This is a genomic window from Myxococcus sp. CA033 (assembly GCF_013336625.1).
Classification (GTDB): domain Bacteria; phylum Myxococcota; class Myxococcia; order Myxococcales; family Myxococcaceae; genus Myxococcus; species Myxococcus llanfairpwllgwyngyllgogerychwyrndrobwllllantysiliogogogochensis.
In genome coordinates this window covers 1-25,598 of the sequence record NZ_JABUMU010000043.1, presented here as the reverse complement: position 1 = coordinate 25,598, position 25,598 = coordinate 1, and the positions used below count along the sequence as shown (strand labels likewise).

Genomic DNA, 25,598 nt, shown 5'->3' with positions numbered 1-25,598 from the left:
GCAGGCGCTCCGCCACCCCACACTCTGACGGGTCCTTGGCAGCAACGGACGTGGGTGTTCACCGATGGCACCCAATACGAAAGGCACCTTCAGGAGGTCTGCAGTCTCTTGAATGGAGAAGGAGAGCGACCCCTTACCGAAGTTGAGGCGGCCCACGCTAAGTTCTCCATGAGTGACCTCGCGGGAGGAGCCTGCCACATGGCGCTCTTCTGGCAAAGAGCTCAGTAATTGCAACCGGACGTCAGGATACGAAAATGTCGCCCTCCAATGAAATTGAAAATTCTGGCCAAGACGGCAAGAAGATCCTGACGGGCCCTGAGCGCTCGGCCCAGGGCAATGACCCCTCCAATGCCAACAACCTTCGTGACTTGATCCACCCCGAGGTCAACCAGCGCACCGGAAAGTTGCGGCTTTCCGTTGCGGCCCCTGTGCTGCCCGGAATTGGTGGGCTCGATGTCGACCTCGGCATCGAGTACATGCAGAGCGACGGCAGCCCACCCCGGCGCGTCCTCGGACTGCCCACGAACTGGCAGTATAGGCTGAGCTACATCGCCGGTGGGCAAATCGTACTCAATGGCCAACAGTCCTACACCGTGGATTCCAGATGGGCCCAGGGGATGAAGTACTACAGCCTCCAGGACGTGAAGCTGGAAGCGCACAATGACCAGCCGTCCCTGCCCTACGACAGCAGCCAGCGCTACCTGCACGTCCTCGTCTCGTTGCAGGGGGAGCGTCAATACTTCGACCTACGAGGCCGCCTTATCGCCCGGGCGGATGCCCATGGCAACCGCATCCTCTTCTATTACAGCACGCCCAATGATGCATATGATGCGAAGTTGATAAGGATTGTCGACACCTACGGACAGGAGATCTGGTTCGATTATTCGGATGAAGTCATCGAAGTCACCTTGCCCAAGGGAGAAGAGGAGCCGCTGCGTTTTGCCTACGAGTGCAATCCGGCGGGTCAGCTGACGGCCTACCGGGACCCGACCGGAAAGCGGACCACGTTCACCTATGACGGCGGGCAGATGCTGCGCAACCTGCTGTCGCGCATCGCATCCCCCGACCAGTTCATCACGACGCTCTCCTACAGCCTGATCTACAGCAAGGGCGCTGCGGGAGAACGGCGCCTCGACGTCGTCTCCGAACTCGTCCGCACCTGCCAGGGCGCGGAGCGGAAGACGAAGTTCGACTTCGACCCTGCTGGCAACAAGCAGAATTACACGGGCCATCCGAAGTACACCTTGGCCGGCGAGGACAGCCTGCTCGAGAGCCGGGACAATCTCTTTCGCTACACCACGACCGTCGACGACGGCGTCACCCTCACCCAGCACACCTACAACAATCTCCACCTCGAGCTACAGGCCGACGTGTATTCGAGTAGTCAGCCTGGAGACTTGATCTCCACTCGGCTCTATACCTATCCAGACGAAGGCGCTGGCCAGACCTTTCCCCCCTTCAACAGTCTCTCTCCCTACTACCAGCTCGTCGCGAGTGTGGAGACCCGAACCTACAATCCTGGCGACACGCGGGCCTTCCGCGCGCGCAAGGCGGTCAACACCTACAACGACGCGGGCCAGGTCACGCGCACGAGCAGTTACACCGCGTCCCCGGGCGATGACTTCAAACTGGAGAAGGTGGAATCCACCTCCTTTGACCCTCGTTTCGGCCAGGAGCTCGAGAAGGACGTTTCCGACTACCGCGCCACGGGGAAGTTGAGCGACCAGCCCGTGGTCACCCGCCTCGCTCGTACCCTGAGTTCCGATGGACGCCTCGTCGCGCTCAGCGAGCTGGGCTTTGTCGTGTCGGGTCGCTTCAGCCCTTCGCGGCGCACGAGCTATGAGTACGACTCTCAGGGGCGGGTCTCTCGTCAGGACTACGCTTGGCACGAGCCCGGTGACCACGTCCCCGCGAACACCCACAGCCGGACGGCCTACCTCCATGATAGCAGCCGCCGCCACCTGCTGACAGTTCAGCACACGGATGCGCTCGGGGCCACCACGAGCCGGCTCATCGATACCTCGACGGGCCTCCCCCTCTCTGAAACAGACGCCGCTGGCCACGCCACTCGCTTCACCCACGACGCGCTGGGGCGCAAGACGAGCGCCGTCGAGCCGCTGGGAAACACCACCCTCTGGGCCTATGACGACGCGGCCTTCACGACGACCATCCACCATCCCAATGGCTACCAGGCTACACTCCGCCATGACGGCTTCGGGCAGTGGGTCAGCCATGCGGACAATGCCGGTCCCCAAGGGGCTCAGCGCACTCTGTACCTTCGCACCTACGACTCCTTGGGCCGTCTCGCCCGTGAGCAGGGAATCCTGGGCGACGGCTCGGTTCTCACCCACGCCTATGACCCTCGGGGGCGGCTGAGCCAGCTCGCCGACGCGCTGGGGAACGTCCGTTCCCATGAGTATGACGACGTGGCCGGCACCCAGACCGAGTCCTACAACGGCATCCGGACCCGGACGCTTCACTTCGACGACCACAGCAACGTCCTCAAGGAGGAGGTGTTCCCCGCTTCGCCAGGGAGCCCCAGGGTCACCACGACAGGCCATGACGGTCAGGGTCGCGTCGTCTTCACGCAACTGGGAGACGTCTCGACGTCAGGCCTCAGTCGGCGGTTTCACCGCGACGTCCTGGGCGATGAGTGGAAGACCGAGGTGAAGGGCGGCGATGGGACGACGGTGGTCCGGACCGACGAGCGGGACCTGCTTGGCAACGTGATTCGCACGACCAAGACCCTGACCGATGCACGCGGCAGGGTGTCCGCCGAGGGCCCGACCTATCGACACGACGCGACGGGGCTCCTCGTCCAGTCAGTCCATTCCCTGGGCCAGAGCGAGGCCTTCTCGTACGACGCGAACGGCAACCTGGAGACCCAGACGGACTTCGCGGGCAACACGTTCCGGCATGAGTACGACGCCGCCGGTGCCCTCGTCCGCAAGACGTTTTCTGATGCCGGGACGCGGCAGCGATTCGAGTACAGCCACGACGCCGCCACCCACCGCCTGCTGTCCATTGAGCACCAGGTGGACGACCAGCCCCAGGGCCGAATCGAATACACCTACCAGGTCGATGGCAAGGTGACCTCCGCCCGCTACCAGCCGGGAGACCGGCAGATGCAGTGGCAGTACGAGCCTGAGACCCGGTTGCTGGCCCGCTTCACCGACGCGGCGGGCGTCGTGACCCACTTCCGATACACCGCGAACGGTCAGTTGCTTTCGATGGGCCCCGCGACGGGCACCACCGACGCCGTGACGTTCTCCCACTACACCCGGTCCGAGGCTCCAGGGCACAGTGGCAAGGTCAAGTCAGTCTCCTTCGCCAACGGCGTGTCCGTCACCTACGAATACGATGGCTTCGGTCGCATCGGTGCCGCCACGGCTCGTTCCCCGGCGCTCTCCGCCGCCGACGCGTTGGTGCACATCACCTACGCGTATGACGACACCACGGGCAACCTCACCCGCAAGGTTCTCTCCTCCCCCCATGCCCCGCGGGACCCGAGCCTGAATCACCATGTCGCCTACCAGTACAACGGCATCGGCCAGCTCACCCAGGAGGAGGTATCGGCACCAGAGGGAGGGCTTCTCACGCGCCGGACCTATGCCTACGACGCGGCAGGCAACGTGGTGGAGCGCACGGTTCGCCGCCCACCGGAGGGGGAGGAGGCCACCACCTTCCAGTACGACGCGGACAACAAGCTGGTCGCCGTCCAGGCGTCTGGCACCCCGGAGCGGCCCCTGCGCTATGACAGCAATGGCAACCTGGTCGAGGACGGGACGGGGCGGGCCTTTCGCTTCAACGTGCTGGGCCAGCTCACCGCGTTCGAGGCCGCGGGCGCTCGGTTCTCGTACACCTACCATCCCGACGGACTTCGGGCGAGTAAGCAGGAATCGGCAGCCACGCCAGTGAACTACTTCTACGACCAGAATCCGGTGCCGAACCTCGTCAACGAGGTCCAGGGCTCGACGAGCGCCAGCTATCAGCTCTCGGGAGCGGTCCGGTTCACCCGGCGCGTGGAAGGCAGCGGCGTGCAGGCACTCGTCCACGACCAGGGCCACGTGGTGGCCAGCCTCCTGGGGCAGACGCTCTCGGGAAGTCGCTTCAGCGCCTATGGCGAGCTCGACGCTTCGACGGGCGGGAACGACCCCGGGAGCTTCCGGATCCAGGACAACCCTTTCGGTTTCGCTGGCGAGTATCGGGATTCGGAGTCGGGGCTCTATTACCTGCGTGCGCGCTACTACGACCCCCAGCTCATGCGATTCCTCTCACGTGACAGCGCGGTGATGTTCAACCGCTACAGCTATTGCTCGGGGAATCCCATCATGCTGGTCGACCCCTCCGGGAACGCGGCCTGGTGGCAATGGCTGACCATGGGGGCCGCCGTCGTGGTGGGCATCGCCGCGACCGTCGCCACCGCTGGCGCCTTGAGTGGCGCGACAGCGGGGCTCATCGCCGGCTCGAGCACCCTCGTCACCGGCGCAGTCAACGTTGGCATCGCCGCCACCGCCGGAGTCGCCGGGGCCATTGCCAGCAACGCAGTCTCTGCGATTGGAAACTCGTGGGGCGAGAACGACTGGGGGCCCGAGCAGTTCTTCAACAAGAACCTGGGCATAGACATCGGTTTGGGGGCTGTGGCGGGGGCCCTCGGTAGTTCCGTGACCCAGGGCGGTGTGGCACTGGCCAAAAAGTTCGCAGGGGAGACCGGCCGTCTGGCCACGGCCAGCAAGGCCCTGGCGGGCTTCGTCGGTGGTGCCGTCGAGAGCACCTTTGAGGGCAGCACGCTGGAGCTGGCGAAGACGGGGACAGTGGACTGGAAGATGTTGCTGGCTTCGGGAGTAGGAGGAGGCGGGGTGGGCGGCGTCGCCGGTCAGTTCTCTGATGAGATCAATCAGCTCGCCAAGCGGTTCATCAAGCTGCCGCATCGGTCTGGGAGCTACGACCTGCAGAAGTTGAGAGTTCCGGGAGTGGGGGGCCGCGCGGAGACGAAGCTGACGGCCTATCGGAAGCTCGATGTCGAATTCGACGCTCCGGTACCGAATGCAGCCTCTGGGGATTCTGCGGGTACCGCCTCTCATCGGCGGACGAGTGACCAGGGAGAGAGCACATCGGCCCCTACGGCCTTCCTTCTCTTCCGGTGAAGGATTCTATCCCAGTGCTTGCCTTATGTTGTCTCTGCCCCCGGGCCAGTCCTACCGGGGACGAGCGAGGAGCGTTGACGGGTTCTTGAAGCACGTCGGAGAGAGTGGCTTGAAGAGAATGTCAATCCACTGAGCGAGCGTTTCGTTGGCGCGGAGAAGACGCGTCGGCATGCATTCCTTGCCAATGGCGCCGCTGAATAGCGAACGCCGGGTCTGCGCGCCTCAGTAGACGTCCTCTGAAACTTCGACCGGGCCCAGACTGTCCGTCTCGATACGGCTCATGCCTCGCTCACTCCTCTGCGGGTTTGAAACCGCACTTTGGGTCCTGATTTGAAAGTGCGGTTCCATTGCTCGTCTTGCCACCTGAGGACAATGCCTGCCACGCCGAAGGAGGCTCTACGCTGAGGTATCCGCCTCCCTTTCATGAAGGAATTGCAATGACCCGTCTCAGTGTCCTCTGTGTCGCCGTCGCACTGGCATGTGCCAGTGGCCAGGTGCTTGCTGCCACCGCCAGCCATAACGCCGCTGCCGAGAAATTCCTGACCCTGACCCATGCCCACAATCAAGGCACTGCGGTGTACATACAGGTCCAGCAGATGTTCGACCAGCGCTTCGCGGAGACCAAGGCGCCTCCCTCGAAGAAGTCCGTCCTCGACAGCTACCAGGCCAAGGCCAACGCTGCCCTGGACAACGCCATCGGCTGGAGAAAGCTCAGGCCGCAAATGGTCGACCTGTACACGGCAACCTTCACCGAGAGCGAGCTGCATGAGTTGGTCAAGTTCTACGAGTCGCCGCTGGGCAAGAAAGTCCTGCGCGAGATGCCCAAGGTCACCCAGCTGTCAGCCAAGCTGACTCAACAGAGCCTCGAGCCTGCCGTTCCGGTGGTCAACAAGCTGCTCGAAGACATGACCAAGCAACTCGACCCGAACGCCGGCAAGGCCGCCTCTCCGGAGAGGAATTGAGTGGACCACTCGGCGGTGCGGATGGCTTACGCGCCCGTGTCGGATCTTTCGCCAGGAGCTGTAGTCACTGAGATTCGGGAACATTTAAGGAGATGCGCATGCTCGTCCGGTCACTGACCCTCGCTGCCTTGCTCATTGTCGCCGGCCCCGTTCTCGCTGCCGACAGCGACGCACCCCTGGCCCAGGAGCTGGGCAAGTCACGGCCATTGGTCATCATCGCGCCCAGTGCCGCCGACCCGACCTTACGAGGGCTGAACGAAGCGCTGATGGATCCGGCTACCCAGGCCGCCTTCAAGGAACGCAGCCTGGTGCTCTTCACCGTCGCCAGCATGCTCGGCAAACGCGAAGACAAGCCCCTCGATCAACAGACCACCATGGCGCTGATCCGCGAACTGAAGCTGGGTGCCAGCAGCGGGACCAAGGTCATCCTGGTGGGCAAGGACGGCGAGCGGCACGTTCTCAAGGACGACGATTCGGGTGGGCGGGTCGAGCCTCAGACCATCTTCAAGGCCGTGGATGAACTGCCGGCCAGCGAGAAGGCCGTCACCGCCTCAGCACCTGTGGCGGCCACGACCGACGCCAAGCAAGGCAAGCCCGGTAAGCCGGCAGCGCCGCCCAAGCCACCCAAGCCGCTGGAGGATTGACCCTCCCGTGGGGCCCGCAGCAGCACCGTGAAGCCCCGAGAGGGGCGGGTGCTCTGCGGAGTCTTGGGGCTCTCGAAGTTTCTCGGGAGGCTCTGGACGGGTGCGCCGGCCGGTAGCTTCCGGGGGCCGAAGACTCGGCCAAGGCAGTCTGAGAGCCGTCTCGGAGAGTCTGCGCCGCACGACGAAATCGGGGATACCGAGTAACGGCGAGCCCTTTTTCGCTCTCTCGGTTAACAGGTCGCCCATTTCGGCATTCTGAAAGAGGGAAATGGCGTAACCCTGGAAGGTACGACATCGAAAGCCAGGGATTGTCAGAATCGGTGGTCCGAAGTGGTTAACAAAACTGTTAACCACTCTCGGCCTCTCTCTCCCCAAAACGGGTGAAAGAGCGGTCCAGAGAGCCCAATCGGCGGCGGAGAGGAGGGCGCGTCTTGCTCTCTGGGGAAGAGGGCTGAGAGCGCCCTCTTCAGCACCGCGAGGCAAAATCCCTTGGGATTCAGCGGCTTAAGCACGAAGGCCCCGCGATGTCATCGCGAGGCCCTTGTTAAACAAAAAAGGCCCTACCAGTTGGTAGGGCCTTTCAAGTAGCTCCCCGAACGAAGCCCTACGCGAACTCGTTCTCGGCGATTCTCTGAGAGGACTCAAACTCTCTGAGGGCCGAAAGCCGAGTAATATCAAGTGGTTTCAAAGACGGACTGGGCGAGCCCTTCAATCGGGGTCCGAATGAATGTCCGCAAACTACACCGGGGGTGACCTCTCGTCCATGGTTCTGACCCTCTGGCCGCCCGCTTCACAGAGAGTGCGTCGTGGCGGTGGGCGTGGGCTCGCGGGCGAAGCACGGGGTAGGTGAAGGTCGCATGGCCTCGACGCGCGAGGGACCTGGGATGAGCTATCCCCGCATTTGAGCGAGCAGATCGCCAGGCGCCTACCTGACAGCTCCGTGCGAAGCGGAGTGCAGGGGTGCAGGAGGAGAGGCCATGCTGGTACGCAAGGTGGCCATCAACGAAGAGCAGGTGCGGGCGTTCCTGGAGAGCTTGTTCGAGGAGGACCTGCAGGCCAAGCGAGTGCTGTCGCTGTCGCATGCGACGTTGGGAGTGGTGCACGCGGCTTCCTTGTCGGTGCAGGCCATTGGCCAGGCGCTGGCATGGGCCCGAGGCGGCGTGCAGAAGCACGGCATCAAGCAGGTTGACCGACTGCTGTCCAACGAGGCAGTGGACGTGTGGAAGCTGGCGGCCTCGTGGGTGCCATACGTGCTGGCCGAGCGCACCGAGGCGGTGGTGGCGCTGGACTGGACGGACTTCGAGGCCGATGACCACACCACGCTGGTGGCCAGCCTCGTCACCTCGCACGGGCGCACCACGCCCCTGCTGTGGCTGACGCTGCAGAAGAGCGCCCTGGCGGGGAACCGGGCCCACTCGGAGGATGAGCTGCTGCTGCGGTTGAAGGAGTGCGTGCCCGAAAGGGTGAAGGTGACGATACTGGCGGACCGGGGCTTCGCGGACCAGCGGCTGTATGCCTTGCTGGCGCAGGCGGGCTTCGAGTACGTGGTGCGCTTTCGCAAGGACGTACGGGTGGAGGTGGAAGGGGGCCACCAGCGTCCTGCGGCCGAGTGGATTCCTGCCAGCGGCCACGCCAAGAAACTGACGGACGTGCGCGTCACGGCGGGCCGGACACAGGTGCCCGCGGTGGTGCTGGTGCACCAGAAGGGCATGAAGGAGCCTTGGTGTCTGGCCACCAGCCTGGAGGGCGCCAGCGAGCGCCAGGTGGTGGACCTCTACTCTCAGCGCTTCTCGTGCGAAGAGACGTTCCGTGACGTCAAGGACTTGAGATTCGGGATGGGGCTGTCCTCGGTGCGCGTGAAGAGTCCCGAGCGCAGGGACAGGTTGCTGCTGGTGAGCGCCCTGGCCCAGGTGCTGCTGACGCTGCTGGGCGCCGCCGGGGAGAGTCTCGGCATGGAGACGGGCCTGAAGGCCAACACCGTCAAGACGCGCACCTACTCGCTCTTCCGTCAGGGCTGCATGTATTACCAAGCCATTCCCATGATGAAGGAGGAGCGCCTACGTCCTCTCGTCGAGCGCTTCGCCGAACTCCTTCACGGCCATCGGGTTTTCCAAGAAGCGCTCGGTTTCATTTGAGGGGATGGCTCAGGGTTCAGGGGCGACGCCCTGTCCAGGTGACCCCGTGGCTCATCTCGGCCGGTCCGGCCCGCGTCCACAGCCTCCGCGGGCGGTGTCGAGCCTGCCCCACCAGATTGCACGGGGACCTGACTCGGCTTGGCACTCCTCTCGTCACGAGCGCGCAGCCTCTTGGGCGCGCGAGACGGCGTGGGCGGTGCCTCGGTGATTCCGACCCCTCCTCGTTGCTATGGGAACTCGCCGGCCCCGTGCTGCTCACCGCGCTCACTCACCTTGATGTACGCATGACGCAGCGATCGGATTTTGGGTAGGCGCAGGCGTCGGAGCGAGCCCGTTCTGCTCGCGTCCATTGAGGGCACTTGGCGACCTGCTGTATCGTGCCGTCGGCTGGAAAATCCTGCCAAACGATACCTATGGAGCCGAGTGCCCCATGCAGGATGAGATCCTCACACTTCCCGAGGTCGCGCAGTTGCTGAAGGTCGCGGAGAAAACCGTCTACTCGATGGCCCAGAAGGGCCAGCTCCCGGCCTTCAAGGTCGGCGGGCAGTGGCGGTTCAAGCGCGTTGATCTGGATCGGTGGATCGAGCAGCAGAAGGCCGTCTCGCGCGACGACGGGAGGGAGCCGTGACTACCGCGCGCCCCACGTCGACGATCGACTTCGATCGCCTCCTGAAGCTGCGCCTACTCGTCGCGCGCTTCGGCGAGATGGACGGCGCCAAGTGGTGGAACACGAAGGGCCAGCTCGGACGCCTCGGCGGCGCCGCTCTCCGGCGCGGGTTCCCACGCACCCACCGCTTCGCCCAGGCCCGCTCCGTGTTCGCGGTCGCGGCGCACCGGTGCGCCGAGGTCTTCGAACCCCCGGGCAGCGTCACGCTCTGGCGCCTTCCCGAGGCGATCGAGGAGGAGTTCGACGCACGCTGGGAGCACTGGCTCGACAATGCGAGCGACTGGACAGAGTTCTTCGAGAAGCTTGAGTCGCTCTCGGGCACCGACCTCACGGCGCTCCTCCGCTCGTTCGAACTGGTGAGCGACCGCGACATCGAGGCTTACGGGCGCCTGCGCCGCTCGGCGGAAGGCCGCGCCGTGCCGCTGCCCGGCCCGTTCTCCGCCATCGACGACGACGTTGCGCTCCTCGCTCTCGGCTTCGCGCGTGGCGAGCCCGGCGCGCTCGCCGTCCCCTATGCACGGAGGGCGGAAGCGTGACCAAGTCCTCGCGCGCGAATGTCACGTCGTCCTTCACTGTCGTGAAGGGCGCGATGATCGAAGAGACCTACGCCGTCTTCGCGACGTGGGACTTTGATCGTTCGAAGCGCGAGAACCTCGATCGCCTCCGCGACGAGAACTTCATCGGAGCCACCAGCATCACCTGGCTGCGCGACGTCGCCAAGGTGCTGAACCGTCGCTTCGAACCGGCCGGGCGCGATCGCCCGCTCGTCCTCCTCGCTAAGCACGGGCTGCCCGTCGACGAGTGGAAGCCGTTGCTCCTGTGGCACATGACGCGCGACGAGTTCCTCGTTCGCGACTTCCTTGAGAACTGGCTCTTCGCCGCCTATGAGGCCGGCACGTTCCGCGTCCACACCGAGGACGTCGAGAAGTACCTGGGCGAGATTGGCAAGCGTGGAGGCACGACGGAACACGCGTGGACCGAGCAGACCACCAAGCGCGTCGCTGCGGGGCTGCTCAAGATGGCCGTCGACTTTGGCCTCCTGCGCGGCTCCATCACCAAAGAGTTCGTCTCGTTCCATCTACCAGAGCGGAGCTTCCTCTACCTGCTCCACGCGATGCGCGACGAGAAGCTGAGCCCCAGCAAGCTGGTGGCCTCGCCCGAGTGGCGCCTGTTCCTAATGCGCCCCGCTGACGTCGAGCACGAGCTTCTGCGCCTGCACCAATACCGCAAGCTCGAATACCAGGTCGCTGGCAGCCTCGTGCAGATCTCGCTGCCCTGCACGAGCACCCACGAGTATGCAAAGAGGATGGTTGCATGAGCGATCTCGAACACCGCCTAAAGCAGAACCTCGAGCCGGTCCTCGAACTGCCCGACCCTCGGCAGCGCATCAGCGCCTACCACGACATGCCCTACGCGCTCTTTCGCTACGATCCGGAGGACGAGTTCGCGCTGCGTCAGCAGGTGTCGCTGCTCGAGACACGCCTCTCGCAGAAGGGCAAGCGCGTCCGCCGCATCTCGCTCGCCCAGTGCCTCGACGCCGCGATGCGCTTCCAGCGCTCGCTGCCCGAGTGGTTCGACGTTGAGCGCGAGCTCGGCACTGAGACCGTGGTCGAGACGGTTCACGCAGTGCTGTCCGAGGGCGACTCGCCGCTCGTCGACCTCGTCGCGTCGCAGCTCCCCAGCGAAGAGGGTGACTCGCTCCACGACATCGTCTTCATCCTGCGTACCGGTGCGCTCTTCCCCGTGTACCGGACCTTCTCGCTGCTTGAGCAGCTAAAGGGGCGCGTCCACGTTCCAACCGTTCTCTTCTACCCCGGCGACCTCGATGGCGCGGCAGGCCTGCGATTCATGGGCGTGCTCGACGCGGAGCACAACTACCGCCCGAAGATCTTCTGAGGACCACGACGATGACGACGCCCATCAAGACCCTGTTCGCGAACGACATCCATCGTCGGATCGAAGAGGTCATCAAGGTCGACCAGACTGACGAGGAGATCATCCGCGACGAAATCCACGAGTATGTTGTCACGGACGCGATCCGCACCCACTACACCGGTATCTTCGACGCGTACCGCGAGACGCCGAACAAGCCGCACGAAGGCATCGCGATCTGGGTCTCGGGCTTCTTCGGATCCGGTAAGTCGAGCTTCGCCAAGATGCTCGGCCTGTCCGTCGCGAACCGCACGGTGGCCGGCGAGTCCGCCGCCGAGCGCTTCGCCGAGCGCGCGGGCGACAAGAAGCTCTCGGTGTTGCTGAAGGCCATCAACGAAAAGATCCCGACCCATGCGGTCATCTTCGACGTCTCGACGGACCGAGGCATTCGCAGCGGCAACCAGACGCTGACCGAGATCATGTACGGGCTCTTCCTCCAGAGCCTCGGCTACGCCAAGGACCTCGACCTCTCGGAGCTGGAGATCGGTCTTGAGGAGAAGGGCTCACTCCAGAAGTTCGAGCAGGAGTACAAGCGGCTCTTCAAGAAGGCGTGGTCTGCCGAGAAGGGCAAGGTTGCCTTCGCGCTGTCCGAGGCGAGCCGCGTGCTTCACAGCCTCGAGCCCGACACCTACCCGATGGCAGACTCGTGGGTGAAGGCCGTCAAGAACAAGACCGACATCACACCCGGCAAGCTCGCGGAGCGCGCGGGCGAGCTGATGAAGCGACGCAAGCCGGGGCTCTCGCTGATGTTCGTCGTGGATGAGGTGGGCCAGTTCGTCGCCCGCGACGTCCAGAAGATGCTCGATCTGCAGGCAATCGTTCAGAGCCTCGGCGTGAAGGGACGCGGCAAGCACTGGGTCGTCGTCACCTCGCAGGAGAAGCTCGGCGAGCTCGTCTCCAGCCTCGACGACAAGAAGATCGAACTCGCCCGCCTGATGGATCGCTTTCCGCTCCAGGTCCACCTCGAGCCCTCCGACATCTCCGAGGTCACGAGCCGCCGCGTGCTCTCGAAGAACGCCGGCGCGCAGACGGCGCTCGGGAAGCTCTTCGACGAGCACCGAGGACGGCTCACCGAGCACACGCGGCTCACCGCCGACATCAAGCTCCCCGAGGTCACGCGCGAGGCGTTCATTGACCTCTACCCTCTGCTACCGTACCAAATCGACCTCATCATCCAGGTCGTCTCCGGCCTGCGCACGCAGGGCGGCGCGAGCAAGCACGTGGGCGGCGCGAACCGCACCATCATCAAGCTCGCGCAGCAGCTTCTCATAAACCCCGCCGTGAACCTGGCCGACGGCGCGCTCGGCGCTCTCGTGCGGCTCGATCAGGTCTACGACCTCGTCGAGGGGAACATCGGCTCCGAGGTGCGTGCGAAGATCGCCGCCATTTCTAAACTGGTTGACCACCCGCTCGCGCAGCCAGTCGCGAAGGTCATCTGCCTCCTGCAGTATGTGAAGAGCGTCCACCGCAGCGCCGAGAACACCGCGGCGGCCTTGCACGGCCAGGTCGGCGATGACTCGCAGCTCGCTTCGGTGAAGGAGGCGCTGCGCGCGCTCGAAACCGCCCACCAGGTTCGTCATGGCGATGACGGCTACCGCATCCCCACGCCCGCCGAGGACGACTGGGATCGGCTGCGCAACGGCATCAGCCCGAAGCCTGGCGACTCGCACCGGCTCTACCAGGAGGTGCTGTCGGGGTTCTGGCAGCCGCAGCCGTCACACACGCTGTTCGACACCAAGACCTTCAAGGCGGGCCTTGCCATCCACGGTCGCGAGAGCACGGCAGGCGACATGATGTTCCAGGTCCACCTCACCGAGGACGGAAAGAACTTCGACGAGCTCGCGACCGAGCTCCGCACGCGCAGCCAGCAGGAGCGCAAGCACGTCTTCTGGGCCATCGCCCTCACTGACGCGATCGACCGCGAGACCGTCGAGCTGTTCCGCAGCAAGGAGATGCTCGCGCGCAAGGAGCGCGAAACGAAGGGCGAGGATACTCCAGCGCTCATCGCCGAGGAGCGCATTCGCCTGCGTCGTCATGGCGACGAGCTGCGGCGCCTCTTTCGCGCCGCCAGCCTTTCCGGCCGAATCTACTTTCGGGGCAACGACCGTAGCCCAACCGACCGCGCCACCGACGTCGGCAAGACCGCCGCCGAGGTGCTGGGGCAGGTGCTGCCCGAGGTCTTCGACCGTTTCAAGGAGGCCGCCGCGAAGGCGACGGACGTGAAGAAGGGCACCGACGCTCTCTTCACCGCTGAGAACCTGCAGGGCCTGCCTAGCGTGTTCGGCGCCCTCGGCCTCCTCCGCGACGAGAAGGGCAAGACTGTCTTTCGCACCGAAAGCGGCGCGCTGAAGGAGGTGCTCGACCGCATCGAGGAGCGCGCGAACTATGGCGACACCGCGAGCGGTCGCTACCTCACCGACGAGTTCGCCAAGGAGCCGTTCGGCTGGGACTTCGAGGTCGTGCGCCTGCTGGTGCTGTCGCTGCTGCGCGCCGGCAAGATCGAGGCGACAAGCAAGGGCCAGACGCTCGACACGGTGACGGGCGTCGAGGCGCGCGACACGTTTTCGAACAACAACCTGTTCCGGCAGGCGTCGTTCCGCCCGAAGAAGGGCATCGCGTTCGAGGAGCTGGTGAAGGCCTCGGAGGCCTTCCGCGACACCTTCGGCAGCGAGGTTAAGGAGCTGAACGCCAGCGCCATCGTCGCCGAGCTCCGCAAGGAAGTCGCGCGTCATGAGGACACCGTCTCGTCCGCGCTCGCGACACTAACCGCGCATCGCCTGCCAGGCGCTGCGGTGCTCGAAGGCGCCATCGGCCAGATGAAGGCCATTCTCCGAGGCTCGGAGGACAACGCTATCGCGACTTTTAACACGAGCCACCGCGCCATCAAGGACGCCATCAAGCGCGCCGTCGAGCTGGAACAAGTACTGAGCGAGCCGCGCCTCCACGATCTGGAGCGTGCGCGCAAAGCGCAGGTGGGCCTGTGGGGCTTCTTCAGCCAGGAGTCGGACATCTCCGACGACCTGCGCACGCGAGCCTCGTCGCTCGACGACCTGCTCGCCCGCGAGACATTCTTCAAGGAGCTGCCCTCCATCGAGCAACACACCAAAGCGCTTGAGATCGAGTACCAGAAGCGTTTCGACGAGGCGCTCGGCGCCCGCGTCGCCGCCTACGCCAAGGCGTTCGACAAGCTCATCAAGACGCCGGGGTGGACGGAGATCGACGAGGACCAGCAGCGCCGCCTCGCCGAGCCCTTCGAGCGCGGTCAAAAACGCGACGAAGCCCGCGTGCCGATCCCGCAGCTCCGCGCCGACCGCGACGCGTGCGGTGGTCGCCTCAGCGCCGCCATCGCCGAGCTTCGCCGCAGCATCGACGGCGAGCGCGTCGTGACGGTCAGCGTTGGCAGCTACTTCGCTGGGGGCATTGAGACCGAGGAGCAGCTCGAAGCAGCGCTCGGCGGCGTGCGTGAAGAATGTGCGCGCCTCATCGGCGCCGGCAAGAAGATCATCGTTCAGTAAGGGGCGCGCGAAGATGAACAAGGACACACGCAACGCCATCGAACGCGCCACCCAGCGAGCACGGAAGCTCCTCGAGGGGGACTTCGCCGCGCAGCTCGAGGGCGACTTCGACGTGCACCGTGACGGCAAGGTCGCCACGAAGGCCGGCGGGCACCTTTCGGCCCGCCAGGCCTTCCAGCGCGAGCGCATCGTCGCCGCCATCGACCACAAGCGCGCGGCCGGCATGAACGCCGCCGACTCGGTCACCGACTACCTGCGCGACGCCGCGTTCACGACGCTCAACCGCTTCGTCGCGCTGAAGATGCTGGAGGCGCGCGAACTGGTGCAGGAGTGCATCACTAAGGGCGAGCAGTCGGGCGGTTACCGCGAGTTCTGCGGCATGGCACCGGGACTGCCGCTTCTGCCCGACAGCGCAGGCTACCGGCTTTACATCGAGTCGCTCTTTGATGAGCTGTCGACGGAGGTGAAGGTTCTCTTCGATCGCCGCGATCCGTCGAGCGTGCTGTGGCCGAAGCGCGCGACCTTCGAGCAGCTCCTCGACATCCTGAACACCACCGAGCTCGCCCGCGTGTGGGGCGAGGACGAGACTATCGGCTGGGTCTACCAGTTCTTCAATGGCCAGGACGAGCGCCGCAAGATGCGCGAGGAGAGCCAGGCGCCACGCAACAGCCGCGAGCTGGCCGTGCGCAACCAGTTCTTCACGCCGCGCTACGTCGTCCAGTTCCTCACCGACAACACGCTCGGCCGCATCTGGTACGAGATGCGCGAGACCAAGACGACCCTCGCCGAGCGCTGCGAGTACATGGTGCACAAACCCGACGAGGAGTTCGCCCCGCGCGCGAAGAAGGACCCGCGCGACCTGCGCGTGCTCGACCCGGCGTGCGGCAGTGGGCACTTCCTCCTTTACGCGTTCGACCTGCTGCTCGCGATCTACGAGGAGGCCTATGCCGACCCGGCGAGCCCGAAAAGCGAAGCGACGGGCAAGATGCTCGCGGAGGATTACCCGTGCCTCGACGCTCTACGGAAGGCGATGCCGGGGCTCGTGTTGGCGCAAAACCTCCACGGCGTTGATATCGATCCGCGATGCGCGCAGATCGCCCAGCTCGCCCTGTGGATGCGCGCGCAGAAGGCGTACCGGGACTTCGGCATCAGCCGCGCCGAGCGGGCGCAGATCCGGCGCTCGAACATCGTCGTGGCCGAACCGCTCGTCGCCGACGAGCAAATCGCCAAGGAGTTCGTCGCAAAGCTGGGCGACGCCGAGCTTGGTCGAGTGTTCACGTCGCTGGTCGAGTCGCTGAGCCTCGCGGGCGATCTAGGGCTCTTGCTTCGCATCGAGCAGCTCGTCGCGCGTCAGGCAAAGCGCGGTCAGACCGGTGACCTCTTCGCGCCGCCGAAGGAGCGTATCCGCGCTGCCCTCGATCGTTTCGTGATCAATGAAGGTTCCCGCGCGAACACGCGGCGGCGCCTGTTCGCTGACGACGCTGCGCACGGCGTCGCTCTGCTTGGAGTCGCAGAGAGGAAGTTCGACGTTGTGCTCATGAACCCGCCCTTCGGGTCCGGAAGCATGAAGGCGAAGAAGGACTTCGAGAAGGCCTACCCCAGGACGAAGAATGACGTCTATGCAGCGTTCATCGAGCGAGGGATCGAGCTTCTCGGTCCGCAAGGACGTGTCGGTGCGATCACGTCGCGGACTGGTTTCTTCCTCTCGAGCTTCCAGAAGTGGCGGGAGGATGTGCTCCTGCGCCTCGCCCCGCCTGTCGTTTTTGCGGACCTCGGTGCAGGCGTGCTCGATAGCGCGATGGTAGAGACCGCCGCGTACTGTCTGGAGGCCCGGGCATGACCGTCTTCTTCCGAGTTCTTGCTGCGCCCGTGCAGGACAAGGCTGAGGCGCTTCGCGCCGCAGTAAGTTCGATCGCTGCTGGGAACGATGCTCCGAATTGCTTTGAGGACGATGCGGACTCCTTCGCGAGGATTCCAGGCGCACCGTTTTCCTATTGGGTCCCGCTGAAGATTCGCCAGCTCTTTGCGACGGATCAGCGATTTGAAGGGAGCGAGCGCGTCGCTCGCACCACGAACAACATTGAGGACAACTTCCGGTTCGTTCGGCTTGCTTGGGAAGTGCCGGAAAGTGACGCGTGGCGGCCGTGGGCCAAGGGCTCGACTCACCGATTCTATTCCGACATCGACTTCGTCGTCGCATGGGACAGTCGTCGCCGCTCATACCGAGCGTTTCTCGGGTCGGTGCACCGCCCAATGGAGCGTCCCGCATCGGTCGATCTGTTCGAGCGTCCTGGGATCACATGGCCGCTGCGTGCACGTGACTTTTCTCCGTCGGCGCTGCCTGCGGGCGCGATCTTCAGCGTGCGTTCCTTCATGCTGGCCGCTTCCGAGGCTGATCTCCCTTGGCTGCTCGGCCTCAGCGCAAGTCGCGTAGTCGACTACCTCTACAAGGTGCTCCTCGGGCGTTTCGAGTTCCCTGAGTTTGTTGTGACCGCGATGCAGCGTCTTCCACTCCCACCGTCGCTTCCTCTTGAGGCGAAGAGCGAGTTGGCGGAACTTGCCGTTCGCGCCTGGGATGCCGCTCGGACGAGCCAGTCGGAGGTCGAGACCTCGAGCGAGTTCGTGCTACCGCCTGCCCTTCGGAGTCGTCAGCCGGGGCTTTCAACTGCGGAGGCAAACGTCGAGCTAGACGGTGTTCAGCAACGAATCGATGAAATCGCGGCTCGTCTCTACGGTGTAGCGCTCGCGCAGCTTGCCCCGTCGACGGAGCAGCACGACGATACGGACGCCGCGCTTGACGATGCTGCTGACGCGGCTGGGGACGCCCTTGAAGAGGCCTTGGTCGCTACCAATGCCCAGGAGGCGACGATTTCTTGGGCCATCGGAGTTGCCTTTGGTCGATTTGATGTTGGCCTCGCAACCGGCAACACCGAGCTGCCGCCCCGAGAGTGCGACCCCTTTGTGAGGCGTGCATGGCGCGCACCTGCGCTCACCGATGGCGTTCGTGCCCGGGATGTACTCGTGGACGACGAGGGACATCCTGCTGATCTCGTGCGCCAGGTGGAGCGAGTCTTTGACGATGTCGCTGTGGCCAGGGTTGAGGGACTCCGTCCCATCGTTCGAAATGACTTTTTTCCGGGCCACATTCAAACGTATGGTCGCTCCGGCCGACGGGCGCCCATCTACTGGCAGCTCGCGACGCCATCGACGAGCTACTCGGTCTGGCTCTACGTCCACGCCTTCAGCAAAGACACGCTCTTCCGCGTTCAGAACGACTACGCCGCGCCCAAGCTCGCGCACGAGGAGCGACGCCTCGAGTCGCTCGCCAGCGAGCTGCGTGATGGCGCCACTGCCGCCCAGCGCAAGCAGCTCGCCGCGCAGGAGGCGCTCGTCGAGGAGCTGCGCGCCTTCCTCGACGAGGTGAAGCGCGTCGCCCCGCTCTGGAAGCCGAACCTCGATGACGGCGTCATCATCAACTTCGCCCCGCTCTGGCGCCTCGTCCCGCAGAACAAGGCTTGGCAGAAGGAGCTCAAGTCCACTTGGGACGCGCTTGCAGATGGCAAGTACGACTGGGCCCACCTCGCGATGCATCTGTGGCCCGAGCGCGTGGTGCCCAAGTGCGCGAAGGACCGGAGCCTCGCGATCGCCCACGGCCTTGAGGACTTGTTCTGGATCGAGGGCACGGACGGCAAGTGGACCGCCCGCAAGACGCCTACGCGCAGCGTGGACGAACTCGTGCGCGAGCGAACCTCGCCCGCCGTGAAGTCCGCCCTGAAGAGCCTGCTCGAAGCGCCTGCCGCGGCCGGCAAGAGCGGCGGGCGTCGTGGTGGTGGCCGTCGCAAGTCCGCTGCCGCTGCCGAGGGAGGAGACGCCTGATGCACACGCTTCACGACTACGTGGCAAAGCAGCTCGCCGACAAGATCAAGTCCCGGCGTGTCGTCGTCTGGTACGACGAGCGCGGCGAGTTCCAGCCTTTCGTGAACGAGGTGCGCGGCGGCCCGCGGGCCGTGAGCGAGCTCGTTCCCGTTCCCGTTCCCGTGGCTGTCGCGGGCGCCAAGGCGAGCCTCGCCGAGTTCTCGGGCTCGATGTTCGAGCTGCGCGCGGTCGTCGAGCCGCACGTGAGCGGAGACACGCCCGACTCGGTGGTCATCTACGTTCCGGGCATCGCGCGCGACCGCCGCTCGTCGGTGTTGATGGAGCTGGAGAAGGCTGGCACGACGTGGGAGCCGCAGCTCAAGCAGCTCGCCAAGAACGTCCTGCTCCAGAAGTACACCCTCGGCGTCGTCGACGAGATGCTGCCCTTCGACCGCAAGGTCTCCTACGAAGACCTCGCGCGCGCGGCCGCCGGCAACTCCGGCGCGGAGCCGCCGTCGATCCTGAAGAGCATCTTCCACGACGCCAGCGGCAACGACGGGCTCCTCACGGCGTGGCTCGTGAGCGATGCACGCGACCCGGAGATCGTGAGCAAAGAGGCGACGCGCGAGCTGACCAAGCTCGTGAAGGCGCGGCTGGGGCTCGACCTCGTTGCGGACTCACCGCTATCGAAGCTCCGCGCCATCACGCTGCGCTACGTGCTCGCGGGCGAGTTCCGCCTCGACCTGTCCTGTGACGCGCCCGCGTCGCTCGACAGCGTCGGGAAGCCGGCGACGAAGGACGAGGAGTCGGTCGTGCGCGAAATCGCCCGGCGCCTGCGCACCGGCCACGCCGATGCCTACGCGGCGCTCGCGGACCGCGTCGAGGAGGAACTCGGGCTCAAGAACGCCAAGCTGCCCCCCGGCGCGCTCGGCTCCATCGACACGTTCCGCTTCGAAGAGCGCGCACTCCTTCGCCACGCGGGCGACCTCATTTCGAACGGCAAGTTCGGCGAGGCCCTCGCGCTCGTTGTGGACCGAGAGCAGAGCTTCTGGCTTGACCGAGACGTCAGCCGGAAGGCCCAGTGGGAAGCCACTCGGCGCATGGCCGAGCTGGGCAACGTCGCGATGGAAGTGCGAAAGGCCGTCAACAAGACCTCGGGAGACGCCGCCGTGTGGCTCGATGCCTACGTGTCGCAGGACGGGTGGTTCCGTCTCGACCAGGCCCAGCGCCGCCTCGAGGCTTGGGTGGCGAACCTCGACGAAGAGCCCGAGGAGCGTCCACTTGGTGTGGTCCGGCGCACCCACGAGGACACGTGCCACGCGATGGCGGAAGGCTTCACCAAGGCACTCGTAAAGGCCGGGTGGACCGTGCCCGGGGCTCTTCACCAGACGCGCGTCTGGAGCGAAGTCGTCGCCGACAAGCCCAAGCCCGTCGCCTACTTTCTCGTCGACGCGATGCGCTTCGAGATGGGCGTCGAGCTCGCCGAGCGCTTGCCCAAAACCTCCGAGGTCTCCGTGCGCGCCGCCGTGGGCGCGCTGCCCAGCATCACGCCGATCGGCATGGCGGCGCTGCAGCCCGGCGCGTCCGCGAGCTTCTCGGTCGTGGAACAGGGTGGCAAGCTCGGTGCTCGCATCGACGATAGCTTCTTGCCCGACCTCGCCACCCGGAAGAAGCACGCGGCCGCGCGTGTGCCGAAGCTGGTCGACCTTGCGCTCGACGAATTGCTGAGCCTTCAGCCGTCGAAGCTCTCGAAGAAGCTAGATGGCGCGCAGGTGGTCGTCGTCCGCTCGCAGGAGATCGATCACGCCGGCGAGACTGGCTTCACGTTCCAGGCGCGGCAGGTGATGGACATGGTCATCGACAACATCGCGCGCGCGATTCGCAAACTGGCGGCAGCGGGCATCGAGCACGCGGTGGTCAGCGCCGACCACGGTCACTTGTTCTTCGCCAACGACCGCGACGAGTCGATGCGCACCGACGCCCCCGGAGGGAACACGCTAGAGCTGCACCGGCGCTGCTGGGTCGGTCGCGGCGGCGCCACGTCGGCGGGCTGCGTGCGCGTACCGGCGTCGTCGCTCGGCTACGCTTCGGACCTCGAGTTCGTCTTCCCTGCGGCGACGGGGGTCTTCAAGGCGGGCGGCGATCTCGCCTTCCATCACGGCGGCCCCTCGCTCCAGGAACTGGTCATCCCGGTGCTGACCGTGCGCACGAAGGTGCGCGAGTCCGTCCGTCCGTCGGCGGGCCCCATCGAGGCGATCGGGCTGCCCGATGCGGTGACCAACCGCATCTTCAGCGTCACGTTTACCTACGGCGCGAAGCAGATGCTTCTGGGCGCCGCGGGCATCCAGGTTCGGCCGCTGCTGATGGCGGCTGGCAAACAGGTTGGGTCGGTAGGCATGGCGGTCGACGCGCAGTTCGACCGGGCGACCGGCACCGTGAAGCTCGAGCCGAACAAGCCGGTGACCATCGCCTTCCTGCTGAGCGATGAGCGCGCCGCCTCGTTGCGCGTCGTGGTGCAAGACCCGACGACCGACGCGGAGCTGTACCGCTCGCCCACCGACATCCCGGTTCGACTTGGAGTGTGATCCATGAGCAACGGAACAGTCCCGACACGAGATGCACTCGACGACAAGGTCAACCGCCTCTTCGCGGGGAAGGTGGTGCGCAAGGACCTGGTTCGAAAGGTGAAGGTCGGTGCCAACGTGCCGGTCTTCGTTCTCGAGTTTCTCCTCGGGAAGTACTGCGCCTCCTCCGACGAGGTCGCGATCCAGATGGGGCTGCAGGTCGTCAACGACACGCTCGCGAACAACTACATCCGCTCCGACGAGTCGATGAAGGCGCAGGCGATGGTCAAGGAGCGCGGGCGGCACACCTTCATCGACAAGGTAAAGGTCCGCCTCGTCGACTCGGACTACTGGGCCGACGTCACGAACTTCGGCCACAAGAACGTCCACGTGCCCGAGCACTACGTGCGCGACTACGAGCGCCTCGTGATGGGCGGAGTCTGGTCGCAGGTCGACATGCGCTTCGAGTACGACGAGGAGTCGCGCGGCAAGAACCCGTTCTGGATCGACAAGCTCACGCCCATCCAGATCGCCACGTTCGATCTCGAAGAGTACCGCCGCGTCCGGGGCGAGTTCACAACCGACGAGTGGCTCGACCTCATCATGCGCAGCATAGGGTATGAGCCGGGCGAGATGTCGCGGCGTCTGAAGCTGCTCTTCCTCGTGCGCCTCATCCCGCTCGCGGAACGCAACTACAACATGGTCGAGCTCGGGCCCCGCGGTACGGGCAAGAGCTACGTCGTCCAGGAGGTCTCACCGTACTCGGCGCTGCTCACCGGCGGCACGACAGTGGCCAACCTCTTCGGCCACATGAACGGCCGCCAGAAGGGCATGGTGCAGATCTGGGACGTCGTCGGCTTCGACGAGGTCGCCGACCTCCAGAAGATGCCGAAGGAAGTCATCACGACGATGAAGACCTACTGCGAGTCCGGCACCTTCCAGCGCGGGCAGGAGGCGGTTTCGGGTGACGCAAGCATCGCGATGTTCGGCAACACCAACCAGCCCGTCGACGTGATGGTCCAGACCGGCCACCTCTTCGCGCCGATGCCCGACATCATCCGCGACGACATGGCCTTCATCGACCGCATGCACTTCTACCTCCCTGGCTGGGAGATCCCGAAGATGCGGAACGACCTCTTCACGAACCACTACGGGTTCGTAATCGACTACCTCGCCGAAGCGCTCCGCGAGATGCGGAAGCACAACTTCACGGAGGTCATTGACCGTCACTTCTCGATGGGCGCGCACCTCAACGCCCGCGACCGCAAGGCGGTGCGCAAGACCGTCTCGGGCTTAATGAAGATCCTGTTCCCGCACGGCGAGGTGACCCAGGACGAACTCGCCGAGGTCCTCGAACTCGCGCTCGAGGGCCGGCGGCGCGTGAAGGAGCAGCTCAAGAAAATGGGCTCCTTCGAGTACTACCACACGTCCTTCAGCTACACGCTGCAGGAGACCGGCGAAGAGAAGTTCGTCGGCGTGCCCGAGCAAGGCGGACGCGATCTGATCTCCACCGACCCGCTGGCGCCCGGCACCGTGTACAGCGCCGGCGTCACCACCGACGGCACCGTCGGCCTGTACCGCGTCGAGGTCTCCGTCTCGAGCGGCACCGGCAAGTTGAAGCTCGCGGGCGGAGTGGCGGGCGCGATGAAGGAGTCCGTCCAGCGCGCCTTCAGCTTCCTGCAGGCGAAGAAGTCCGAGCTTGGCATTGCGCGCGACCTCGACGTCTCCGACATCCATGCCGAGGTGATCGACCTCCTCGCGAACCGGGTCGAGGCCGAGCTCGGCGTGGCGTTTTTCGTCGCCTGCTACTCCGCGCTGCGAAAGGCGCCCGTGAGCCCCGCGCTCCTCATTCTCGGCGACATGAGCGTCCAGGGGAACATCAAGCCCCTACGCTCGCTCGCCGAGCCCCTCCAGGTCGCGAAGGACAACGGCGCGAAGCGCGCCCTCATCCCCATCGAGAACAAGCGGAACTTCCTCGACGTCAGCGCTGACATCATGGAGCACGTCGACCCGATCTTCTTCGGCGACCCGAAGACCGCGGCGATGAAGGTTCTCGGAGGATGAACACGAAGGCGCACCCGCGATACCATCGGACTGATGAGCGGGGGGGCACAACCGGTGGCGCACGCTGCTCCAGCAGGCGTGTTAGATCCTCCTCGAGGCGGGGGAGGACGCCGCGCATCCACGATCGCCGCGCTGCGTAAAGTCTCGGTCTTTCCAACAACACCCTCGTAGACCCGCGCGTGCTGCACCAGCCTACCTGCGTTCGCAGGAAGGACGGGGAATGTCACACGCAGGCAGAGAGGTTTTGAGGCGTCTGAGCCGGGCCTAATTCCGACCTCTGTCAAACGGAAGGGAGGACCCCAGAGGCTCGTCATGCGCATCGCTCACGTCATGACGCGCGTTTTGACGCAGCTTTGACGCAGTGACCGAATTTTGGGTAGGCACAGGTGTCTCCGATTGATCACGGGCGCTCGCGAATGAGCTCGTTGAGCAACGGGAAGTTCATCGAGAGGCTCTCGGGAACGTGCATCGGCGCTCCCTGCTCGAACCTCGGGTTGATCTTATTAAGTAGTTGCCGGATGTTGGGCCCCGAACCGGAGGAGATCGTGGACGTTCCGCAGCTCCTTGTGGCGTCACCGCTGCAGGTTTTTGAGTGGGCAACAGGGAGAACGGACGCGGAGGTCGTGCGGATCGTCCTGAACGCCTCGCTCTTCATCCAGCCGAGCGTGGTGCGTCGGAAGCCCGTCATGTTTCCCGACCGTGTGCGTGAATCGAAGGCGCACCATCCGGGCAAGAAAGAGGGTGACATGTCCGTCTGGAAGGGGCGGCAGGTCAAAGTCTGCGACAACACGACCGCGAGGGTCACCTTTGGCCGGTACATCGGCCGTCCAATGAATGGGAAGCGGCGCAAGGTGGCCGTGGGGTGGGACGTAGCACACATCTGGGCCTCGGTTCACGACCCCGAGTACTTCACTGCCGGATGGAACATGTACTTGGTCCCGGGTTTTCTCCGGGTCCTTACTGAGGAGCAGGCCCAAATCCCACTGTTCGCGAAGTGCCTTCAGTTCGTCGCCTGGAACCTGTTCTTCAAAGACCCGGTGGCCGTGCCGGCGACGCCGCCACCGCCGCCATTGGATGATGTTCCCGAGTGGCTCCTTACCTTCGAACCGAGGTTCGCGAGTGCGACCTGAGGGAAATTGGAATGCCGAAAAGACTGGTGCTCCTGGTTGCGCATCCTGAGGACGAGCAGACCTACGAGAACGGCTGGGACCCAACTAACGACCGGCTCGCGTTCATCACGACGAACCAGAAGATCCTCAACCAATGTCAACGTGCGTTGGATGGCGGCGACGAGTGGGTCTACGTGCAGAGAATGGAGTATGCTCGGTGCAGGAGCAGGATCATTGGACGGGTAAAGGTAGCGCAGGTCGATGAGTCCACGATGCGCGTACGGTTCGAGAACTGGCAATGCTATGACGCCGGCCCGTCCCAATCGTTCGGAGGTTCTACCTTCGCCGAATTTCCCGAGTGAGCAGTCGGCACACTGAAGAGCTTTAAGTGCGACTACGTGTAGCTGGCGCGGTGGAGCGCCAGGCGCGCGGGTGCCTCACACGCCAGCGCCACGGGCCCTGGCTGTCCCTCGCCCGCTGGCAGTACGTCTCGAAGCGCTCCACGTGGCGATGGGTGCAGCCAGGGCGTCACGGGCCATCGTAGTCCTCGATAAAGTCGGGGTGGTACCACGCCGCGACAGGCATGAACTTGAACCCCTCTGCCTCCCATCCTCGAAGCCGGTCCACCAGGGACGAGTGGAGGAGGATGGTGTAGAGGAGTTCGCCCAGTCGGAAGATGAGCCGTCTCTCCAGGGGAATGGCTGCGAGCGCATGTTCATCGAGCACGAGCTTGCCAATCGCCAACATCTCCCGGGGTGAGTAGAAGAGGCCCTTCGTGCGCTTCTTGTCGACGCAATAAATCGAGCGACAGACATGGAGCCACCAGAACCTCTGGACCTCCCCGCTTTCGAAGGAGACGTCCGCCGGGAGAAGCTGACGGAACCTGTCAACGCGGATGAGACAGCGACTTCGTGAGATTACTTAGCGGTCTGCTGAGAGGTGGAGAGCCGTGCGGGGTCGTTTATCCAGACGGCGTTCGGCAGCGCCTGAGGCTTGGGAGGGCC

16 protein-coding genes are annotated in these 25,598 nt (G+C 64.8%); 15 read left to right on the top strand and 1 reads right to left on the bottom strand.

Going from position 1 to position 25,598, the window contains the following annotated elements:
- Nucleotides 1-254: 254 nt before the first annotated feature.
- The 15 genes from HUA78_RS45225 to HUA78_RS45155 all read left to right on the top strand — a co-directional run bounded on the left by HUA78_RS45225 (nucleotide 255) and on the right by HUA78_RS45155 (nucleotide 24,956).
- On the top strand, nucleotides 255-5,147 hold the full coding sequence (locus HUA78_RS45225; protein WP_174479077.1) for an RHS repeat-associated core domain-containing protein: 4,893 nt from the start codon (nucleotides 255-257) through the stop codon (nucleotides 5,145-5,147).
- Nucleotides 5,148-5,584: 437 nt separating this feature from the next.
- Nucleotides 5,585-6,109, top strand: a complete 525-nt coding sequence (locus HUA78_RS45220; protein WP_174479076.1) for a DUF2059 domain-containing protein — start codon at nucleotides 5,585-5,587, stop codon at nucleotides 6,107-6,109.
- Between the two features lie 92 nt (nucleotides 6,110-6,201).
- The gene (locus tag HUA78_RS45215) at nucleotides 6,202-6,753 is read left to right on the top strand and encodes a DUF4174 domain-containing protein (RefSeq protein ID WP_217442868.1); all 552 of its coding nucleotides are present in this window, start codon (nucleotides 6,202-6,204) and stop codon (nucleotides 6,751-6,753) included.
- A 977-nt stretch (nucleotides 6,754-7,730) separates the two neighbouring features.
- Nucleotides 7,731-8,888, top strand: a complete 1,158-nt coding sequence (locus HUA78_RS45210) for an IS4 family transposase (protein ID WP_174479075.1) — start codon at nucleotides 7,731-7,733, stop codon at nucleotides 8,886-8,888.
- Between the two features lie 430 nt (nucleotides 8,889-9,318).
- Nucleotides 9,319-9,516: a helix-turn-helix domain-containing protein gene (locus HUA78_RS45205; protein WP_174479074.1), complete on the top strand. Its 198-nt coding sequence runs from the start codon at nucleotides 9,319-9,321 to the stop codon at nucleotides 9,514-9,516.
- Complete coding sequence (locus HUA78_RS45200) at nucleotides 9,513-10,091, top strand: BrxE family protein (RefSeq protein ID WP_174479073.1); 579 nt, start codon at nucleotides 9,513-9,515, stop codon at nucleotides 10,089-10,091. The genes HUA78_RS45205 and HUA78_RS45200 overlap by 4 nt, the downstream gene beginning before the upstream one ends.
- Nucleotides 10,088-10,873, top strand: a complete 786-nt coding sequence (locus tag HUA78_RS45195; RefSeq protein WP_174479072.1) for a BrxA family protein — start codon at nucleotides 10,088-10,090, stop codon at nucleotides 10,871-10,873. Before HUA78_RS45200 ends, HUA78_RS45195 begins: the two co-directional genes overlap by 4 nt.
- Entirely contained in the window at nucleotides 10,870-11,451 is a 582-nt protein-coding gene (locus tag HUA78_RS45190) for a BREX protein BrxB domain-containing protein (protein ID WP_174479071.1), read from the top strand. Before HUA78_RS45195 ends, HUA78_RS45190 begins: the two co-directional genes overlap by 4 nt.
- 11 nt (nucleotides 11,452-11,462) lie before the next feature.
- Nucleotides 11,463-15,002: a BREX system P-loop protein BrxC gene (gene brxC, locus HUA78_RS45185; protein WP_174479070.1), complete on the top strand. Its 3,540-nt coding sequence runs from the start codon at nucleotides 11,463-11,465 to the stop codon at nucleotides 15,000-15,002.
- Between the two features lie 13 nt (nucleotides 15,003-15,015).
- Nucleotides 15,016-16,842, top strand: coding sequence for an Eco57I restriction-modification methylase domain-containing protein (locus HUA78_RS45180; RefSeq protein WP_174479069.1), 1,827 nt, complete (start codon nucleotides 15,016-15,018; stop codon nucleotides 16,840-16,842).
- Nucleotides 16,839-18,878, top strand: a complete 2,040-nt coding sequence (locus HUA78_RS45175) for a type II restriction endonuclease subunit M (protein ID WP_174479068.1) — start codon at nucleotides 16,839-16,841, stop codon at nucleotides 18,876-18,878. Before HUA78_RS45180 ends, HUA78_RS45175 begins: the two co-directional genes overlap by 4 nt.
- A complete protein-coding gene (locus HUA78_RS45170; RefSeq protein WP_174479067.1) occupies nucleotides 18,878-21,442 on the top strand; it encodes a PglZ domain-containing protein in 2,565 nt (854 codons plus the stop codon). Before HUA78_RS45175 ends, HUA78_RS45170 begins: the two co-directional genes overlap by 1 nt.
- A 3-nt stretch (nucleotides 21,443-21,445) precedes the next feature.
- The gene (gene brxL / locus HUA78_RS45165; RefSeq protein WP_174479066.1) at nucleotides 21,446-23,485 is read left to right on the top strand and encodes a protease Lon-related BREX system protein BrxL; all 2,040 of its coding nucleotides are present in this window, start codon (nucleotides 21,446-21,448) and stop codon (nucleotides 23,483-23,485) included.
- A 425-nt stretch (nucleotides 23,486-23,910) separates the two neighbouring features.
- Nucleotides 23,911-24,615, top strand: a complete 705-nt coding sequence (locus tag HUA78_RS45160) for a hypothetical protein (RefSeq protein WP_174479065.1) — start codon at nucleotides 23,911-23,913, stop codon at nucleotides 24,613-24,615.
- Nucleotides 24,616-24,626: 11 nt separating this feature from the next.
- On the top strand, nucleotides 24,627-24,956 hold the full coding sequence (locus HUA78_RS45155) for a hypothetical protein (RefSeq protein ID WP_174479064.1): 330 nt from the start codon (nucleotides 24,627-24,629) through the stop codon (nucleotides 24,954-24,956).
- A gap of 166 nt (nucleotides 24,957-25,122) precedes the next feature.
- Here the strand turns inward: HUA78_RS45155 and HUA78_RS47090 are convergent, their stop codons facing one another.
- Complete coding sequence (locus HUA78_RS47090; protein ID WP_254624248.1) at nucleotides 25,123-25,341, bottom strand: hypothetical protein; 219 nt, start codon at nucleotides 25,339-25,341, stop codon at nucleotides 25,123-25,125.
- Between the last annotated feature and the right edge of the window lie 257 nt (nucleotides 25,342-25,598).

Bases quoted from the DNA above. Each gene is read 5' to 3' on its own strand.
- HUA78_RS45220 (WP_174479076.1), top strand. From the start codon at position 5,585: ATGACCCGTCTCAGTGTCCTCTGTGTCGCCGTCGCACTGGCATGTGCC.
- brxC (WP_174479070.1), top strand. From the start codon at position 11,463: ATGACGACGCCCATCAAGACCCTGTTCGCGAACGACATCCATCGTCGG.
- HUA78_RS47090 (WP_254624248.1), bottom strand. From the start codon at position 25,341: ATGTTGGCGATTGGCAAGCTCGTGCTCGATGAACATGCGCTCGCAGCC.
- HUA78_RS45215 (WP_217442868.1), top strand. From the start codon at position 6,202: ATGCGCATGCTCGTCCGGTCACTGACCCTCGCTGCCTTGCTCATTGTC.
- brxL (WP_174479066.1), top strand. From the start codon at position 21,446: ATGAGCAACGGAACAGTCCCGACACGAGATGCACTCGACGACAAGGTC.
- HUA78_RS45175 (WP_174479068.1), top strand. From the start codon at position 16,839: ATGACCGTCTTCTTCCGAGTTCTTGCTGCGCCCGTGCAGGACAAGGCT.
- HUA78_RS45180 (WP_174479069.1), top strand. From the start codon at position 15,016: ATGAACAAGGACACACGCAACGCCATCGAACGCGCCACCCAGCGAGCA.
- HUA78_RS45205 (WP_174479074.1), top strand. From the start codon at position 9,319: ATGCAGGATGAGATCCTCACACTTCCCGAGGTCGCGCAGTTGCTGAAG.
- HUA78_RS45190 (WP_174479071.1), top strand. From the start codon at position 10,870: ATGAGCGATCTCGAACACCGCCTAAAGCAGAACCTCGAGCCGGTCCTC.
- HUA78_RS45170 (WP_174479067.1), top strand. From the start codon at position 18,878: ATGCACACGCTTCACGACTACGTGGCAAAGCAGCTCGCCGACAAGATC.
- HUA78_RS45225 (WP_174479077.1), top strand. From the start codon at position 255: ATGTCGCCCTCCAATGAAATTGAAAATTCTGGCCAAGACGGCAAGAAG.
- HUA78_RS45155 (WP_174479064.1), top strand. From the start codon at position 24,627: ATGCCGAAAAGACTGGTGCTCCTGGTTGCGCATCCTGAGGACGAGCAG.
- HUA78_RS45210 (WP_174479075.1), top strand. From the start codon at position 7,731: ATGCTGGTACGCAAGGTGGCCATCAACGAAGAGCAGGTGCGGGCGTTC.